Annotated in this window: 16 protein-coding genes; 13 read left to right on the forward strand and 3 right to left on the reverse strand. The window is 74.8% G+C overall.

All coding sequences use genetic code 11. The features are described from left to right. Positions 1–32: 32 nt before the first annotated feature. On the reverse strand, positions 33–1,433 hold the full coding sequence (locus OIM89_RS03350; RefSeq protein WP_229359963.1) for an RICIN domain-containing protein: 1,401 nt from the start codon (positions 1,431–1,433) through the stop codon (positions 33–35). A 563-nt stretch (positions 1,434–1,996) separates the two neighbouring features. Between OIM89_RS03350 and OIM89_RS03355 the strand changes: the two genes are divergently transcribed. From OIM89_RS03355 to OIM89_RS03375, 5 genes are all read left to right on the forward strand, one after another. Beyond that, positions 1,997–2,140, forward strand: a complete 144-nt coding sequence (locus tag OIM89_RS03355) for a hypothetical protein (RefSeq protein WP_192831782.1) — start codon at positions 1,997–1,999, stop codon at positions 2,138–2,140. 675 nt (positions 2,141–2,815) lie between these two features. Continuing rightward, positions 2,816–4,411 carry a phage tail sheath family protein gene (locus OIM89_RS03360; protein WP_030699840.1) on the forward strand — a complete coding sequence of 532 codons (1,596 nt, stop codon included), beginning with the start codon at positions 2,816–2,818 and terminating at the stop codon, positions 4,409–4,411. Positions 4,412–4,476: 65 nt separating this feature from the next. Continuing rightward, positions 4,477–4,923, forward strand: coding sequence for a phage tail protein (locus OIM89_RS03365; protein WP_030699841.1), 447 nt, complete (start codon positions 4,477–4,479; stop codon positions 4,921–4,923). Then, positions 4,923–5,420, forward strand: coding sequence for a hypothetical protein (locus OIM89_RS03370; protein ID WP_030699842.1), 498 nt, complete (start codon positions 4,923–4,925; stop codon positions 5,418–5,420). Before OIM89_RS03365 ends, OIM89_RS03370 begins: the two co-directional genes overlap by 1 nt. Continuing rightward, a complete protein-coding gene (locus OIM89_RS03375; RefSeq protein WP_008413748.1) occupies positions 5,417–5,569 on the forward strand; it encodes a DUF6760 family protein in 153 nt (50 codons plus the stop codon). The genes OIM89_RS03370 and OIM89_RS03375 overlap by 4 nt, the downstream gene beginning before the upstream one ends. Here the strand turns inward: OIM89_RS03375 and OIM89_RS03380 are convergent. Both OIM89_RS03380 and OIM89_RS03385 read right to left on the reverse strand, forming a co-directional pair. Beyond that, complete coding sequence (locus OIM89_RS03380; protein ID WP_264490966.1) at positions 5,533–5,979, reverse strand: hypothetical protein; 447 nt, start codon at positions 5,977–5,979, stop codon at positions 5,533–5,535. The two genes, OIM89_RS03375 and OIM89_RS03380, sit on opposite strands and share 37 nt — an antisense overlap. A gap of 1,923 nt (positions 5,980–7,902) precedes the next feature. Continuing rightward, positions 7,903–8,526 (reverse strand): hypothetical protein, encoded by a 624-nt coding sequence (locus OIM89_RS03385; protein ID WP_264490967.1) that lies wholly within the window; start codon positions 8,524–8,526, stop codon positions 7,903–7,905. Positions 8,527–8,596: 70 nt separating this feature from the next. Here OIM89_RS03385 and OIM89_RS03390 point away from each other — a divergent pair, with 70 nt between their 5' ends. From OIM89_RS03390 to OIM89_RS03425, 8 genes are all read left to right on the forward strand, one after another. Further along, positions 8,597–8,977, forward strand: coding sequence for a hypothetical protein (locus OIM89_RS03390; RefSeq protein WP_264490968.1), 381 nt, complete (start codon positions 8,597–8,599; stop codon positions 8,975–8,977). A gap of 96 nt (positions 8,978–9,073) precedes the next feature. Then, entirely contained in the window at positions 9,074–9,496 is a 423-nt protein-coding gene (locus OIM89_RS03395; RefSeq protein ID WP_030696800.1) for a phage tail protein, read from the forward strand. A 48-nt stretch (positions 9,497–9,544) separates the two neighbouring features. After that, on the forward strand, positions 9,545–10,267 hold the full coding sequence (locus tag OIM89_RS03400) for a LysM peptidoglycan-binding domain-containing protein (protein WP_030696799.1): 723 nt from the start codon (positions 9,545–9,547) through the stop codon (positions 10,265–10,267). After that, positions 10,267–12,171: a VgrG-related protein gene (locus tag OIM89_RS03405; protein WP_047468605.1), complete on the forward strand. Its 1,905-nt coding sequence runs from the start codon at positions 10,267–10,269 to the stop codon at positions 12,169–12,171. The genes OIM89_RS03400 and OIM89_RS03405 overlap by 1 nt, the downstream gene beginning before the upstream one ends. A gap of 58 nt (positions 12,172–12,229) precedes the next feature. Then, a complete protein-coding gene (locus OIM89_RS03410) occupies positions 12,230–12,691 on the forward strand; it encodes a GPW/gp25 family protein (RefSeq protein WP_030696797.1) in 462 nt (153 codons plus the stop codon). Next, positions 12,691–14,649: a putative baseplate assembly protein gene (locus OIM89_RS03415; RefSeq protein ID WP_264490969.1), complete on the forward strand. Its 1,959-nt coding sequence runs from the start codon at positions 12,691–12,693 to the stop codon at positions 14,647–14,649. The genes OIM89_RS03410 and OIM89_RS03415 overlap by 1 nt, the downstream gene beginning before the upstream one ends. After that, positions 14,646–15,209 carry a phage tail protein gene (locus tag OIM89_RS03420; RefSeq protein ID WP_264490970.1) on the forward strand — a complete coding sequence of 188 codons (564 nt, stop codon included), beginning with the start codon at positions 14,646–14,648 and terminating at the stop codon, positions 15,207–15,209. Before OIM89_RS03415 ends, OIM89_RS03420 begins: the two co-directional genes overlap by 4 nt. Beyond that, a complete protein-coding gene (locus OIM89_RS03425) occupies positions 15,206–16,549 on the forward strand; it encodes an NADase-type glycan-binding domain-containing protein (protein WP_264490971.1) in 1,344 nt (447 codons plus the stop codon). The genes OIM89_RS03420 and OIM89_RS03425 overlap by 4 nt, the downstream gene beginning before the upstream one ends. Positions 16,550–16,567: the final 18 nt, after the last annotated feature.

The following is a 16,567-nucleotide window of genomic DNA, read 5'->3' on the forward strand; positions in this document are numbered from 1 at the left end:
GCGGCCTCACCGCGGCTCCCGCCGGCCGCCCCTCAGGAGCCCGTCTTCTGCTGCGTGGGCATGATCTCCCACTCCTGGTCGTCGGTGAGGGTGCAGGTGAAGATGAGCAGCCGGGCGCCGATCTTGCCGTCGCCGGAGCCCGCGACCTCCAGGCAGAGGTTGTTGCTGGCGGCGTTGCGGATCCAGTAGGCGCCGTTGTCGAGTTCCTGGGCCCACCAGAGCTGGTTGTCGTTCATGGTGCCGTCGCAGGTGAACTCCGAGACCGGGGTCCTGATCGGCTGGCCGGCGAAGTCCGGCAGGTCCATGCAGAGCCGGTCCATGGTGTTCCGGATCAGGAAGAGGGGGGCGCCGTTGGGGCCGCCCTTCTCCTGGGTCACCACGAGGTCCCAGAGCTGGTTGTCGCCCGTCTCGTGGCAGGTGGCCTGCTGGACCCGCTCGTTGATCCTGCCCTTGCCCCGGTCGGGGACGTCGGCGCAGTAGCCGGTGGTGGTGTTGCGCAGCAGGACGCGTTCGGCGGGCACCACGCCGGGCTCCTCGGTCGGTGAGGGCTCGCCTCCGCCGCCGTCGGCTCCGCCCGCGGGCTCTTCGCTGGGCTCCGGATCGGGCTCGGGGGGCGGTGCCTGGCTCGGCGGCTCCGGGGTGGGGCTGGGGGCGAGGGCGTCGGCCGCGGCGGCCTGTTCGGTGGCGCTGGTGCGGACCTGCGGCTTGTAGGCGATCCAGATCATCACGAAGGCCAGGGCCAGGGCCATGAAGATGCCGAGGAAGGTGGCGAGCCAGCGCGGCAGGAACCCGCGCTGGACGTAGGTGCCCTCCACCTCGCCCGGCTCGGCGCCGGAGCGGCGCAGGGTCAGAGTGAAGGGCCGCTCCTCCTTCGAGCCGAACCAGATCTTCTGCCGCGGCCGGACCACGGTGTCGACGAAGGCGGCGCGCCCCGGTTCGATCTGCACGTTCTGCGGCCGGATCTCGTACGACAGGTGGTCGCCGTTGTCGCTGCCGCTGACGGAGGCGGTCACCTTGGTGTTGCCGAGGTTGTCCACGGCCAGCCGGGGGCGGCCGCGGAAACGTCCCTTGACGGTCACCGGCACCAGTTCCGCGCGGACCTCGGTGAAGGGGGAGACGGTGAGGTTGCCCTCGGGGACGGTCACCGCCTCGGGGTGTTCGGTCGGGGTGATGCGCACCGCGTACGGGTTGGGCCCGGCCACCGCGTCGGGCGTACGGGGCGGGGAGAACGTCAGCTCCACCGTGCCCGTCGTCCCGGGGTAGAGCCGCAGCGTCTGCGGCTCCACACGGGTCCAGGGCGCGAGCGCGCCCACGGGTTCGAACCGGTACTCGTCCACCACGTCGCCGGTGTTGCGTACCCGCAGCCGCACCTGCGCGGAGCCACCGGGCTCGACGCTCGCCGACGCGGGCTCAAGGGAAGTCCATAGGCTCACGCAGCCACGCTAGACAACGGCCGACGCCCCGTCACGGGCCACGGGGGCAGACCTGGTTGCCCGCGCGGGCAGGGTCGTCCGGCGCATTCGGGCGGCCGTGCGGGGCCCGGTTCCGCCCCCGGTCAGCCGGTCGTCTCCACGTCCTCGTCGGGGTTGGTCATCCGCCCCGTCCGCGGGTCGCGCACGGAGAGGTCGCCGGTGTCGTCCTCCTGGTAGAGGCGCTGCCCGTAGGCGTCCACGACCACGGTGTACCCGGTGACGGCGGGATGGCCGAAGCTGACCGTGGACGGCCCACGCCGGCCGGTCCGGTGCCGGGCGGCTCCCAGGAGGCTTCCGCGTCGGGCGAGAGCCCGCCGAAGCTCCGGGTGTACAGGGTGGGCTCCTCGCGGGGCTCGGGGGTCCAGCCGGCGACCGGGTAGCCGGCGGACGGGCCGGGTTCGGGGGACTCCTCCTTGACCTGCACCAGCTCCTCCGTCTCGGCCGTCTCGGTGTCGCCCGCGGCTGTCTCCTCCTGCGGCTCGCCGAAGTGCTTGAGGAGGAAGTGGCGCAGGGTGCTCTCGGACATGTGCAGCAGTCCGGCCATCGAGGACACCGTGTACCGGGAGCGCAGTCCGGCGACGGTCGCGGCGAGCCCGGGGGGCATCTGGGCCGGCGGGATGTACGTGCCGGACCTGCCCTTCTTCTCGATCTTGCGCCACTCGCCGTAGAAGGAGGAGGTGTCCCGCTCCGCCTTCGTCGCGTTCTCGATCTTCGTCCTTCGTCCAGCTCCGCCGGAAGCTGTGGCGGCGCACCGCTGACCACAGTCACGCAGTACATCGAGAACCAGAAGCGCCCCGTGAGCTGAGGTGAACACTGCGGACCCGTGCCTGCGCGCGGGTCAGAGCAGTGCTGAGATGGCCTCCACCCCCGGCGTCCGGTGGCGGGCGGCTCGGCGAGACCACGGCGGCGGGCACCGCCGCGCGCGGGAAGGGGGCCGACGGGAGCCTTCCTGCCGGGCTGTTCGTCCTTCGCGTGCACGAGGTCCGCCTCCGTACGGGCGAGAGGGCGCTGCCCGCTCGGGCCGAAGACGCGTGGGGAGACGTCCTCGGGGGAAGGACACAGGGCGGTGTCCCCTACCCCCGGCCGCCGGAGCGCCGGCCAGGCCCGCTGTCCCCTGCGCCGGGCACGGGCCCAGGCGTCCTCGGGCCGGGAAGTGCCCTGCCGGGCGGCCGTGCCACGGCGGGGCTCCCGGGGCGGTGGGCCCGTTGGCGGCGGCTGCCCCTGCGGGCAGAGTTGGGGGCAGCTCCGCTGCCCCGGGACCGGCCCCCGCGGCCGTTCCGGCGGGGGCGGCTCGCGCGCGAGGGTGAGCGGCGTCCTGTCTCGTACCCCGAGGAGAGCAGAGCATGCCGTCCTACCTGTCGCCCGGCGTCTACGTCGAGGAGGTGGCCAGCGGTTCGCGCCCCATCGAGGGGGTGGGCACCTCGGTGGCGGCCTTCGTGGGCCTCGCCCCGTCCGGCCCGCTGAACGCACCCACGCTGGTGACCAACTGGACGCAGTTCGTCGCGGCCTTCGGTGACTTCACCGAGGGGTACTTCCTCGCCCACTCCGTCTACGGCTTCTTCAACAACGGCGGTTCGGCCGCCTACGTGGTCCGGGTCGGCGGCTCGGCCGAGGGCACCGCCGGCGAGGCCGGCCCGGCCGCGGTGACGGGTACCACCGCGCCGGCCGCGCTGCCGGCCGCCGAGCCCGCGCAGCTCGGCACCTTCGCGGTGACGGCGCTCGCGCCCGGCACCAAGGGCCCGCTGACCGTGGAGGTCGCCGACCCCGAGGGCGAGGGGGCGGCCGAGCGGTTCAGGCTGGTGGTCAAGGACGGCGGCAAGGCCGTCGAGACCTTCGACGTCAGCGCCAAGAAGGGCACCCGCTCCTACGTCGTCACGCAGGTCAAGGAGCAGTCCAAGCTGATCTCCGTGACGGAGGCCGCGCCGACGGGGCAGCTGGCCCGCCCGGAGAACCAGACGGTCACCCCGGCGGCCCCGCCCACCGCCCCGGCGGAGCCGGCGGGCGCCCCGGCCACGAAGGACCCGGCGCACCCCGGCCCCGCCCAGTACCTCGGTGACTCCGCCGACCGCACCGGCTTCGGCGGCCTGGAGGCGGTGGACGAGATCTCCATGGTCGCCGTCCCCGACCTGATGGCCGCCTACCAGCGGGGCGCGATCGACCTGGAGTCGGTCAAGGCCGTCCAGCTCGGCCTCATCGCCCACTGCGAGCTGATGGGCGACCGGGTCGCCATCATCGACCCGCCGCCCGGCCAGAACGCCCAGCAGATCCGCGTCTGGCGCCAGGAGACCGCCGGGTACGACTCGAAGTACGCGGCGCTGTACTACCCCTGGATCAAGTCCTTCGACCCGGCGTCGGGGCAGGCCCGCCTGATCCCGCCGAGCGGCCACGTGGCCGGCATCTGGGCCCGCAACGACTCCGAGCGCGGCGTGCACAAGGCGCCCGCCAACGAGGTGGTGCGCGGCGCCGTCGACCTGGAGCTCCAGATCACCCGGGGCGAGCAGGACCTGCTCAACCCGATCGGCGTCAACTGCATCCGCGCCTTCCCGGGCCGCGGCATCCGTGTCTGGGGCGCCCGCACCCTCGCCTCCGACCCGGCCTGGCGCTACCTGAACATCCGCCGGTACTTCAACTACCTGGAGGAGTCGATCCTGATCGGCACCCAGTGGGTGGTGTTCGAGCCGAACGACCACAACCTCTGGGCGCGCATCCGCCGCAACATCTCGGCCTTCCTGGTCAACGAGTGGCGCAACGGCGCCCTCTTCGGCCAGAGCCCCGACGAGGCGTACTACGTCAAGTGCGACCAGGAGACCAACCCGCCGGAGTCGGTCGACCTCGGCCGGGTGGTGTGCGAGATCGGCATCGCGCCGGTCAAGCCCGCCGAGTTCGTGATCTTCCGGCTGGCGCAGTTCTCCAGTGGCAGCGGTGAGCTGGAGGAGTAGGCCGGGCTCCCCCTCCCGCACGCAGGTCACACCCTTTTTCCGCATTCCAGAAGAACGGCGAACAGATGAGTCTCCAGCCGGGTGACGCCCTCACCTCACACAACTTCGGCCTCCAGATCGACGGGGTGATGGTCGAGTACCTCGCCGAGGTCAGCGGCCTCACCCTCGAACAGGACGTCATCAAGTACCAGCAGAACAACGGCGCGACGGGCAAGGCCGAGGTCGCGCTGCTGCCGGGGACGCAGAAGGACGGCCAGTGCACGGTGGTGCGCGGCATGACCCAGTCGCCCTCGTTCACGCAGTGGATCAACGATTCGATCAACGGCCGGATGGCCACGGCCCGCAAGAACGCCTCGATCATCATGATGGACTTCGAGGACAACCCGGTGAAACGCTACAACCTGCGCAACGCCTGGTGCAGCAAGATCGACACCAGCACGGTGAAGGCGGGCGAGGCCGCCGCGCTGACCGAGTCCGTGACCATCGTCTTCGAAGAACTGGTCATCGAGTAATGCGGCGCACGGCCGCCGCGGCGCACGGCGCCGCCCCCTCGGCCGCGGCGGCAGGAGCGGATCTCCCCCGTCCCGCTCCTGCCGCCGCGCCCGCGCCCCCCGAGGCTCCGGCACCGGAGCGGGAGCGGCTGCGCACGGAGTTCCCCTTCGAGCTGCCGCGCGGGTACGTCGACGAGTCGGGCACGGTCCACCGGGACGGGGTGATGCGCCTGTCGACGGCGCGGGACGAACTGGTCCCGCTGCGCGACGTACGCGTCCAGGAGAACCCGGCGTACCTCTCGGTGGTGCTGCTGGGCCGGGTCATCACCCGGCTCGGCGAGCTGCCGATGGTGCACGACGGGATCGTGGAGAACATGTTCGCCTCCGACCTGGCGTTCCTCCAGGACTTCTACCGGCAGATCAACGCGGAGGGCCACACCCGGGCCGGGGTCCGGTGCCCGCACTGCTCCGAGCCGTTCGAGGTGGAACTCGGCGGGAGCCGCCTGGGGGAATCGTGACGTACGCGACCGACCGGCTGCACGAGGAGATCGCGTACGTCGCCTTCCACTTCCACTGGGGTCTGGAGGCGATCCTGGACCTGGAGCACCACGACCGCCGCCGGTACACGGATCAGATCGCGTCCCTGGTGACGCGCGCGGAGGGCTGAGCGGTGGGATTCCTGGAGCGGCTGCGGGGGCGCAGGGGCGGTACGCCGGAGACTCCCGGCGCGGGCTCCGCCGGCCCGGCGCCGGTGGAGCCGGCGGGGCCGGTGGAGCCGGCGGGGCCGGTGGCGGAGGCGTCGCCGGGTCCCATGCCCGTGGTGCCCTCGTGGTCCGGGCTGCCGCCGGTCCAGCTCGCCGCGCGTGCCGGGGGCGCGGGGGTGGCGGACAACGCCTTCGGCACCACCCTGCCGACCTGGCAGAACCCGTCGTTCACCGCGACCGCCTCCCCCGCCGTGCTGAACCCCGCGGCCGGTGCGGGCCTGCTGCCGGGCGCGCTCAGCACCTCCGGGACGCCCGTGACGGGGATGGAGCGGCCCTCCGGACCTCTGCCTTCGGGCGCTCCGGCGGTCGGCACCCCGGCCCCGAGGCCCCCGGCGGCACCGCTGCGCGCGCTTCCCGGGACGGCGTCCGCGCTGGGCTCCGGCGGCTCCGCCCCGGTGCGGCCCTCGCCGGGCGCGCGGGCGGCGGAACGCCCCGCCGCACGCCGGGAGTCGGCTCCGCCGGTCCAGCGGGCGGTTCCGCGCGGGGCGCCCGCGGCGGTTCCGGCAACGGCTCCGGCGGCGGGCCCGGCCGCCCGTGGCCCGCGTGGTCCGCAGGGGCCGCGAGTGACACCGGTCTCCTCGGAACCGGCCGCGCCCCGGCAGCCGCTGACCCAGGCCCCTTCCCGCGCGGGGCAGGTGCGGCGGCGCGCCCTGCCCGCTGCCCGCCCCGCCGCACCGAGCGCCCCGCCCCGGACGGCGACCCCGTCCGGGGCGGGAGCACACACCGGAGGCGAACGCGTCTCCGGGCAGGAGCCGTCGCCGGGGCAGCCCGTGCGTGACGGGCGGCCGCCGTCCGGCCCCGTTCAACCCGGGAGCACCCCGGCGCCGGGTCCCGCAGGCAGCCGTGAGACCCCGTCCGCGTCGCCCCGCCCGAGCAGCACCACATCGGCGCAGGCCCCGGTCCAGCGAGCCGCCGCTCCACGGACCGAGGCGGCAAGTAAGCCTGCCGACAAGCCAGTTGTCGACACATCGACCAGTAGTCACACGTCCGCCCCCGTCGCCCGTGCCGACAGAGCGACCCGCGCCCCGGCGGGCCGGGCCGAAGCCTCTTCCGGAGTACCGACTCGGCCGGCCGCGTCCACGGGTGGCCCCACTCCCGCGTCCCCGGCCGGGCCCGCACCCCGGCCCGAGCGCCCCCTACAGGGACAGGCGCCGGAGACCAGGGCGGCCGCCGATGCCGCCCCGGTCTCCGGCGCCGCGAGCGCTCCCGCCCGCCCGTCCGCCCGCCCGTCTTCGAGGCGCACCGGCGGCGGCAGCACGCAGGGCGGTGCGCCGGTGCGGCGTGCCGTCTCCCGTCAGGAACAGCCGGCCACGCCCGTACCGGCTGCCGGTGGCGAGCGGGCCCGGAGCACGCCGACGGGTGGCCGAACCGGCAACAGCACGGAATCCGCCGCTGGTTCTCCCGCGCCCGCTCCGGCCGTACGGCCCGCCTCCGCGACCCCGGCCGAGCCCACTCCCGCCCAGCCACGACCGGACATGCCCGTCCAGCGGGCCACGGCCAAGAACCCGGCCACGGGGTCGGGCCCGGCCGGCGGGGCGCCGGGGGGCGCCTCACCGACGGCCGGCACGTCCTCGAACCGGCACGTTTCTCCGGCAAGGTCCGGCACTCACGTGCCGCCGGTCGCGCCGTCCGGCTCCGTGCCCTCGTCTCGGCCCGCACCTCCCGCCGTGCCTGCCGCGCCCTCCGGGCCCGCCCCGGTGAGCAGGCCCGCCACCACGCCCGGCTCTCCCTCGCCGGGCGGCTCGGGCTCCTCGTCCTCCGCCCCGTCGTCCTCTACCGGCCCGAGCCGACCGGCGCCGGAAACGACCTCCGGCCGTACCGCCGCTGAAGCTCCCCCGGCGCACAACACCCGTACGGCTTCCACGCCTTCGCCGAGCCGGGCACCCGTGTCCCGTAAGGGCACCGGAGGCGTCGGTTCGCCCAGCCCGGAGCGGCGTTCCGGCGCGGCAGGCGCCGCGCGTCCCTCGGCCGGGTCTCCCGTGACCGGTGCGGTCGCGCCCGTCCAGCGAAAGGCAGCCCCTTCGGCCGCGAGGCCGGCACCGGCGGAACGCGCCGGGCAGGCGAGGACGCCCGCGCCGGAGTCTCACAGGGACAGCGGCGGTACACCGGCTCCCCGCACCTCACCGCTCCCCGCGCCTTCGCCGGAGCAGACGCCGCGCACGCCCGGCTCTCAACTCCCGCCCAGCGCAGGCCCCGTACCGCCCCCGGCCACCACGGGCCGCGCCCCCGTCCCGCCTCACTCGTCGTCCGCTCCCCCGGTCCAGCGTGCCCGTTCCGGTCTCGGCGCCCCCGTCTCCTCCAAGCCGGTCACCTCCGCACCGGTCGCGAGGAGAACGCGCACCCCGTCGGCCGCGCCGATCCCGGCGCCGACTCCCACGCCGGCCTCCCCGGCACCCGCCGACACCCCGGTCTCCGCCCCGGCCCCGGGCCTCCCCTCACCCCCCAGCCCCACCCCCGCACGCCGCCGCTCCCCGATCGGCGCCCCGCTCACCAGCCCCCCGGCGGGCGCCACTCCCCTCGCCGCCCGGGGTTCCGCCGCCGCGTCCCCGCCGGTGCAGCGGGCGGTGGCGCCCGTACCGGTCGCGAAGCCGACGCACGCGCCCGCCCCGCCGCCCGAGCCCACGCCCGCGTCACCGCCCCCGGGCATCGCCGTGAGCCCGCAGGCGGCCGCCCCGGGGCCCGTTCCGCCGCCCGTGCCCGGGGCAGAGGCGCCCCGGCCGCCGTCCGCCGCCCTGCTTCCGCCCGTCCAGCGGGCGGCCGAGGCTCCCACCCCGCCCGCCGCGCCGGTCGTACCGCTGCGGCGGCCCGTGCCCGTGGCGGCGCCCGTCGCCGGGCCCGCGCCGAGCGTCGCCCCGCTCACGCCTCCCCCGGCGCCGCCGGTCACGCCGCTCGTGCGGCCGACGCCTCCCCCGGTGCCGGCCGAGCCGACCGTGCAGCGTTCCCCGGGCCGTACCACCGGGGCGCTCGCGGCCTCGGCGGCGGCGGCGGTGGCGGCCTCGTTGAGCCGGTCGCGGCCCGCCCCGGCGCCGTCCGGGCCGCCGCCTCCGTACGAGCCGCCGCCGGCCTACAGCGCGACGGCGCCCGGTGCCCCGCCGCCGTACACGCCGGGCGGTTCCGGGTCCCCCTCGGCCGGGGAGGACCCGCCCGCGTACCGCGCCGTGGCCGAGGGCGGGATGGACCCCCGGGAGCTGACCGACTTCCAGCTCGACGAGCTGGTGCACCGGATCATCGGCCGCGTCACCCGGCTGGTCCGGACCGAACTGCGGATGGACCGGGAGCGGATCGGGCGGCTCCGGGACCCCCGGGGCTGACCGGGCCGACCGCTCCGAGAGGGCCGGCCGACCACCGACCGGCCGCCCGCACGCTCCGGCGGCGGGCGGCGACACGAGAGAAAGGGCGCCGTACCGATGCCGCGTCAGGACCCGGGTTCGACGATCTGGTTCACCCTCACCATCGACGGAGAGAGCCTCGGCTACTTCAACGGCTGCGACGGCCTGTCCTCCCAGGTCGAGATCGAGCACCGGCAGGAGGGCGGCAGCAACGGCTTCGTGTGGGCGCTGCCGACCCGCGTCACCTTCTCCACGATCCGGCTGACCCGTCCGCTCACCCCGGACACCACCAAGGTCGCCAAGTGGATCTCCTCCGTGCAGACCGGGATCAAGCGGCCCACCGCGCAGATCGCGGCGCTGCGCGCGGACGGCTCCGAGGTGGCGCGCTGGGGGCTGATCGAGGTCCTGCCGGTCAGCTGGCAGGGCCCCTCCCTCGACCCGGCCAGCCCGGCCGTCGCCACGGAGGTCCTGGAGATCGCCCACCACGGCTTCACCGACTGACGCGCGGTCCGCAACCGCACCACCTGACGGACCGCAGAGAAGGACCCCATGGCCAAGAGCAGCAAGGGCGCGGGCAAGAGCCTGGTACGCGCCTCCCTCTCCATCCACGAACCGCCGCGCGGCAAGAGCACGACGCCGGGCGGGCTCATCCGGACGTTCCACTTCGACTTCAACCCGGCACAGCTCACCATCAGCCGGGGCGCCAACTGGAAGTTCACCCCGAGCCCGGCGGTGCGCAAGGGCAGCAAGCCGGAGTTCCTGGGCCCCGAGCCGCGCGAGATGACGGTGGAGGTCTTCCTCGACTCCTCGGGCGAGCCGACCGGCAACACCGTCCTGAAGAAGGTGGAGGCACTGCTCGGCTGCTGCGAGACGACGGCCCGCAGCATCGCGGCGAAGCAGCCGTCGCCGCCGTGGGTGGTGTTCGAGTGGGGGGCGTTCTCCACAGCGCGGTTCACGGCGTACGTCTCCTCGGTCGAGGCGTCCTACACGCTCTTCGGGACCACCGGGGTGCCGATCCGGGCGACCTGCCAGATGCGGCTGCACGAGATCCCCTCGAAGACCAAGGGCCAGAACCCGACCTCGGGGGCGCTCACCGCGCAGCGGGTGCACCGCGTGGTCGCGGGCGACACCCTCCAGTCGCTGGCGTGGCGGGAGTACGGGGAGGCGTCGGCCTGGCGGGCCATCGCCGAGGCCAACGACATCGACGACCCCTCGCGGCTGCGCTCCGGGACCGAACTGGTGCTGCCCGCCGCCGAGGAGGTGCGGCGCTGATGGTGCGCACCGCGTTCTCCAGCGTCATCCAGGTCTCGATCGGCGGGGCCGAGCTTCCGAAGGACATCGCCCCGCTGCTGGTGGAGGGCTGGGTCGACCAGGGCGCGGGCGTGCCCGCCGCCTTCCGGCTGACCTTCCGCGACCCGTACCGGATCGTCCTCGGGGAGCTGGGGGTGACGTTCGGCACCGAGGTGGTGCTGACCCCGGTCGCCGACGGCGAGGGGCTCGGCGATCCGCTGCTCACCGGCGAGGTCACCGGCCTGGAGGCGGACTACGACGGCACCGGAAGCTTCGCCGTCGTGCGGGGCTACGACTTCGGGCACCGCCTGATGCGCCGCCGCCGGGTCTCCGCGTACCGCAACCAGACCGCCTCCGACATCGCCCGCAGGCTGGCCGCCAAGGCGGGCGTGCCGATCGGGCGCGTCCAGTCCACCCCGGCGCTGTACGAGTTCATCAGCCAGCCCAACATCAGCGACTGGGACTTCCTCTCGCGCCTCGCCGACGAGAACGAGTCGGTGATGTCACTGGACGCGAAGGGCAAGTTCCAGTTCGTGAAGCCCAAGGCGTCCTCGGGGGCGCCCTCGCCGGGCACGGACGGTGACAAGAGCCCGTTCGTGCTCCAGGGCGGCCACGACATCCTGCGGCTGCGGGCCGCCGTCACCGCCGCCGACCAGGTCAACAAGGTGGAGACACGCGGCTGGAACGTCACCACCAAGAAGAAGATCAGCGAGGTCAAGACCCTCACCACCGACCCGGGCATCAGCATCGGCGTCACCCCGGGCGAGATCGCCCGCGCCTTCAAGTCCGCGACGCTGGTGGAGACCGCGTCGCCGTACGACACGCAGTCCGAGGTGCAGCACGCCGCCGAGGCCCTCGCCACCGACGTCACCTCGTCCTTCGCGGAGCTGGAGGTGGCCGCGCGCGGCAACCCCGAGCTGCGGCCCGGCGTCCCGGTGGCCCTCTCCGACGTGGGCGAGCCCTTCGAGGGCAAGTACACGGTGACCTCGGTGCGGCACGTCTTCGGCGACGGCCGACACTACGAGTCCTGGGTGACCGTCAGCGGCCGCCAGTGGCGCTCGCTGTACGGACTGGCCTCGGGCGGCGGTGAGGCGGGCGGCGGCGCCTCCCGGCTGCCCAGCGTCGCCAACGCCGTCGTCACCGACGTCCAGGACCCGCTGCGCCAGGGCAGGGTCAAGCTCACCTTCCCCTGGCTGAACGACGCGTACGTCAGCGACTGGACGCGGTGCGTGCAACTGGGCGGGAAGAGCGGCGGCGGGATCTTCCCGATGGACGTCGGCGACGAAGTGCTGGTCGCCTTCGACCGGGGCGCGCTCGACCACCCCTTCGTCATCGGCGGGCTGTACAACGGCGTCGACCTGCCGACCCGCGTCCCGGACGTGCCGCTCCACGACGGGCTGCGCAAACAGGCCACCCGGCACACCCTCTCCGACCGCCAGGGCAACCGCGTCGACCTGCTCAGCCAGCGCTCCGGCGGCAAACAGGGCGTGCGGGTCGCCTCCGGGGACGGCCGGCTGACCGTCAACCTCGACCGCACCAACACCGAGATCACCGTCGACAGCGACGGGGACGTCACCATCAAGGGCGGCAGGTCCGTCTCCGTCGAGGCGGGCACCGACCTCACCCTGAGCGCCCGCCGCAAGCTCACCCTCAAGAGCGGCGGGATCATCACCATGCAGAGCCGGGGCGCCACCAACCTGCGGACCCTGGCGGGCGGCTTCAACGTCAACGCGACCGGCGTCCTCAACCTCCAGGCCAGCGGCACCGCCCTGCTCAACGCCACCGGCACGGTCCAGATCAACTCGGTGGCCAGCGTCGGGATGCGGGCGATCAACATCCCGCTCATGGGCGTGGTCACCATCAACGGGAAGCCGGTGCCGCTGTGACGGACCGCCCCCGCGACCGCCGCCCCCTGCCCTTCCGTCCGTCCCCCGGGGAGTCCTGATGTCCGAACAGTTCGTGGGCTCCGGCTGGGCCTTCCCCCTGCGGATCGGCCCCACCGGCGGCATCGCCCTGGTCAGCGGCGAACGGGAGATCGAGGAGTCGATCCGGCTGGTCCTCGCCACCGCGCCCGGCGAGCGGCCGATGCGCCCGGAGTTCGGCTGCGCCATCCACGACCTCGTCTTCGCGCCGGTCAACGAGCAGACCGCCGGGCGCATCCAGCACGAGGTGCTGACCAGCCTGGACCGCTGGGAGCCGCGGATCGAGGTGCACGACGTGGAGGTCACCGCGGGCCACGACCGCAGCGTCCTCTTCATCGACGTCCGCTACGCCATCCGCGGCACCAACAACCCGCGCAGCCTGGTCTTCCCCTTCTACGTCATCCCCTCCCACGACGAGCCGGGCACGCCCGGCGGCGCCGCCGGCCCGGGCGGCCCCGGGACCCTCCCCGAAAGCGAACGCTGATGTCCCTGCCCTCCCCCAACCTCGACGACCGCCGCTTCCAGCAGTTCGTGGACGACGCCAAGCGCTACATCCAGCAGCGGGCGCCCGAGTGGACCGACCACAACGTCTCCGACCCCGGCGTCACCCTCGTCGAGACCGTCGCCCACATGGCCGACCAGATCGTCTACCGGCTCAACCGGGTACCGGACAAGAACCATCTGGCTTTCCTCGACCTGGTCGGCATCACGCTGTTCCCGCCGTCGGCCGCCCGCACCGAGGTGACCTTCTGGCTCTCGGCGCCGCAGGAGGAGACGGTGGCGGTACCGGTCGGCACCGAGGTCGCCACCACCCGCACCGAGCGGGACGAGGCCGTGGTCTTCGCCACCGAGCGCGGGCTGAGCATCGTGCCGACCGCCCTCAGCCACCTCGTGGTGCAGCGCCAGGGTGGCCCGGTCACCGACCGCACCACCGAACTGGCCGAGGGCAAGGACCTGCTGTGCTTCTCCGAGGCACCGGAACCCGGCGACTGCATGCTGATCGGCCTCACCGCCGCCGCCCCGCACTGCGCCCTCGCCCTCGAACTGGACAGCCGCGTCGACGGTGTCGGCGTCGACCCGCGCCAGCCCCCGCTCTCCTGGGAAGCGTGGACGGAGGACGGCTGGCAGCCCTGCGAGGTCGACCGGGACGGCACCGGCGGCCTCAACCGCCCCGGCGACATCGTGCTCCACCTGCCCGAGGGCCACGTCCTCTCCCGCAACGGCGGCCACGAGGCCGGCTGGGTGCGCTGCCGGGTCACCGAGCCGCTGACCGGCCAGCCCTTCTACACCACCTCCCCCACCATCCGCTCGGCCGAGGCGTACACGGTCGGCGGCACCACCCGCGCCGTGCACGCCGAGACCGTGCGCGACGAGGCGCTCGGCGAGTCCACCGGCCTGCCCGGCCAGCGGCTGCGGCTCGCCCACGCCCCGGTCGTCGCGGACTCCCCGCCCGTGCTGCTCCAGACCGCCACGCACGAGGGCTGGCACGACTGGGAGGTCGTCCCGCACTTCGCCTCCTCCCGCCCCGACGACCCGCACATCACCCTGGACGGCGCCACCGGCGAGATCGCCTTCGGCCCCTCGGTCCGCGAGAGCGACGGCACCCTGCGCCAGTACGGCGCCGTCCCGCCCAAGGGCGCCGTCATCCGGGCCCGCCGCTACCGCACCGGCGGCGGCCGCGCCGGCAACGTCGCCCGCCACGCCGTCCAGGTCCTGCGCACCTCCATCCCGTACGTCGGGGAGGTCGTCAACCGCGAGGCGGCGCGCGGCGGGGTCGACGGCGAGACGGTGGAGGAGGCCAAACTGCGGGCCCCCATCACCCTGCGCGCCCAGGAACGGGCCGTCACCCTGCGGGACTACGAGGAACTGGCCCGCCGCGCCGCCCCCGAGACGGCCCGGATCACCTGCCTGGAGGGCGAGGAGGGCGAACACGGGGCGTACGCGGTGCGGGTCCTGGTCGTCCCCCAGGCCGTCCCCGACCCCGGCGGGCGGCTGCGCTTCGAGCAACTGGTCCCCGGCGACGCCCTGCTGGACCGCATCACCCGCCAGCTCGACGAGCGCCGCCTCATCGGCACCCGGCTCGCCGTCGGCCCGCCCTTCTACCAGGGCGTCACGGTGGTCGCCACGGTGCACGCCTTCCGCGCCGTCGACACCGACCGGGTACGCCGCCAGGCCCACGACGCCCTCTACCGCCACCTCGACCCGTTCACCGGCGGCGCCGACGGGCGGGGCTGGCCCTTCGGCCGCCCGGTGCAGGCGGGGGAGGTCTTCGCGGTACTGCAACGCGTCCCCGGCGTCGAACTCGTCGACGAGGTCGTGCTGCACCCGGCCGACCCGCTGACCGGCAAGCGCGGCGACCCCACCGACCGCATCGACCTGGAGGCACCCGCGCTGGTCTTCTCCTACGACCACCGGGTCCGGGTCGTCGGGGACACCCCGTGAGCGCCCGGGGTTCGGTCGACGGGCTGGAGTCCTCCGTCCCCCTCGCCGCGATGCTGCCCGCGGTCTTCGCCGACGACGACCTGGCCCAGCGCTTCGTCGCCGGGCTCGACGAGGTCCTCGCCCCCATCCTCAACACCCTGGACTGCCTGGACCGTTACTTCGACCCGGCGCTGACGCCCGTCGACTTCGCCCGCTGGCTCGGCACCTGGATCGGCGCCGAGACCGACGGCACCGAGCCTGATCCCCGGCTGCGCGCCATCGTCGCCGCCACCGCCCGCCTGCACCGCGTCCGGGGGACCCGGCAGGGGCTGGTGGAGACGGTGCGGCTCGCGTTCGGCGCCACGCCGGAGATCACCGAGTCCGGCGGTGCGGCGTGGAGCGCCCGCCCGCTGGGCCCCTTCCCCGGTCCTGCCCGGCCGGCCCTGCACGTCGCGCTCCGGCTGCCCGACCCCACCCCGGCCGACACCCACCGCCTCGACGCCCTCGTCGCGGCGGCGCGCCCGGCCCACATGCCCTACACGGTCGAAGTGACCGCCGCCGAAAGGACATCGGAGCGATGACCACCAAGAACTGCGCCGAGTGCGGGACCCGCGCGGAACCGGGCCAGTCCTTCTGCGACGCCTGCGGCGCGGTCCTCAGCTGGGACCCGGCACGCGGCACCGCCCCCCGCGCCACCGCGGCGGCCCCGGCCTCCGCCCCGGCCACCTCGCCCGCCCCGGCCACCTCGCCCGCTCCGGCTGCCCCGGCCGACGGCGGCTCCGCCTCCACCCCCGCGAACTGGGACGCCTTCGACCGGCCCGGCCCCGGCGGCACGGGCCTGGCCCCCGCCCGGACGGCCCTCGGCGCCACCGCCGGCCCGGACCGTCCCACGACCCCGGCGTCGCCGGCCGGCGAGTCCACCCCCGGACCGTCCCCGGCGCCCGGCACCGAGCCCGCCTCCCACGAGGCCGAGACCGTCCCCGTACCCCGGACCGGCGGCGAGGAGCAGGCCCCCGACCCCCGTGCGGAGCGGGCCCGTTCGCTGCTGGTCCCGGTCGCGGACCCGGAACCCGCTCCGGCCGCCACCCCCGTCGTCACCCCCGTCCTGCCCGGACGGCCCGACGCCGACCGGCCGCAGGTCCGTGCCCCGCTCCACCGCGAGGAGCACACCGGAGGACCGCCCTGCCCCTGGTGCGGCACGGCCAACCACCCCGACCGCCACTTCTGCGGCCACTGCGCCATGCGCCTCGACGACCACGAGGAGCGCGAGCCGGGCCGCCGCCCGTGGTGGCGCCGCCTCTTCGGCGGCCGGCAGCAGGAGACGCCGTGGGCCGGAGACCGGCCGCCGCTGCGCCGGGTCTTCGACCGCATCGCCACCTGGATCGGCGCGGCCGTCGCCCTCGCCCTGCTCGTCCTCGCCGTCCTCTACGTCCCCGACGGGGTGCAGGCCACCCGCGACCACTTCGCCAAGCGTGCCCCGGTGGCGCCGGACACCATCAAGGCGTCCCGGTCGTACTCCGGGCACAAGCCGCTGCTCGCCTTCGACCAGCTGAGCAACACCTGGTGGGGGCCGGGCGTCTCGCAGTCGGGCCAGGGCGAGTGGATCGAGGTCGGGTTCAGCGAGCCCACCCGCCTGCTGGACGTCATCATCACGCCCGGCGTCTCCGCCCGCCCCGAGCACGTCCGCGAGTCGGCGCTGCCGCACCGTGTCAAGGCGAAGGTGACCCTGGCCGACGGGAAGACGAAGACCCTCGACATGACGCTCGACCAGGGCGCGGGCGGACAGCGCCGCCCCTTCCGGGTCGGCGAGGTGACCAAGGTCCGCTTCACCATCGAGTCGGCCCACGCCGCCTCCGCGAAGAAGCAGGTCGCCATCGCGGAGATCGAGTTCTTCGGCCCCTCGCGCGGGAGCCGCTTCTGACCTGCCCGCTGCCGGGCG

This window comes from Streptomyces sp. BI87, from assembly GCF_025957665.1.
Taxonomy (GTDB): Bacteria; Actinomycetota; Actinomycetes; order Streptomycetales; family Streptomycetaceae; genus Streptomyces; species Streptomyces albidoflavus.

Bases quoted from the DNA above. Each gene is read 5' to 3' on its own strand.
- OIM89_RS03355 (WP_192831782.1), top strand. From the start codon at position 1,997: ATGTGCAGCAGTCCGGCCATCGAGGACACCGTGTACCGGGAGCGCAGT.
- OIM89_RS03360 (WP_030699840.1), top strand. From the start codon at position 2,816: ATGCCGTCCTACCTGTCGCCCGGCGTCTACGTCGAGGAGGTGGCCAGC.
- OIM89_RS03365 (WP_030699841.1), top strand. From the start codon at position 4,477: ATGAGTCTCCAGCCGGGTGACGCCCTCACCTCACACAACTTCGGCCTC.
- OIM89_RS03370 (WP_030699842.1), top strand. From the start codon at position 4,923: ATGCGGCGCACGGCCGCCGCGGCGCACGGCGCCGCCCCCTCGGCCGCG.
- OIM89_RS03395 (WP_030696800.1), top strand. From the start codon at position 9,074: ATGCCGCGTCAGGACCCGGGTTCGACGATCTGGTTCACCCTCACCATC.
- OIM89_RS03400 (WP_030696799.1), top strand. From the start codon at position 9,545: ATGGCCAAGAGCAGCAAGGGCGCGGGCAAGAGCCTGGTACGCGCCTCC.
- OIM89_RS03405 (WP_047468605.1), top strand. From the start codon at position 10,267: ATGGTGCGCACCGCGTTCTCCAGCGTCATCCAGGTCTCGATCGGCGGG.
- OIM89_RS03410 (WP_030696797.1), top strand. From the start codon at position 12,230: ATGTCCGAACAGTTCGTGGGCTCCGGCTGGGCCTTCCCCCTGCGGATC.
- OIM89_RS03415 (WP_264490969.1), top strand. From the start codon at position 12,691: ATGTCCCTGCCCTCCCCCAACCTCGACGACCGCCGCTTCCAGCAGTTC.
- OIM89_RS03425 (WP_264490971.1), top strand. From the start codon at position 15,206: ATGACCACCAAGAACTGCGCCGAGTGCGGGACCCGCGCGGAACCGGGC.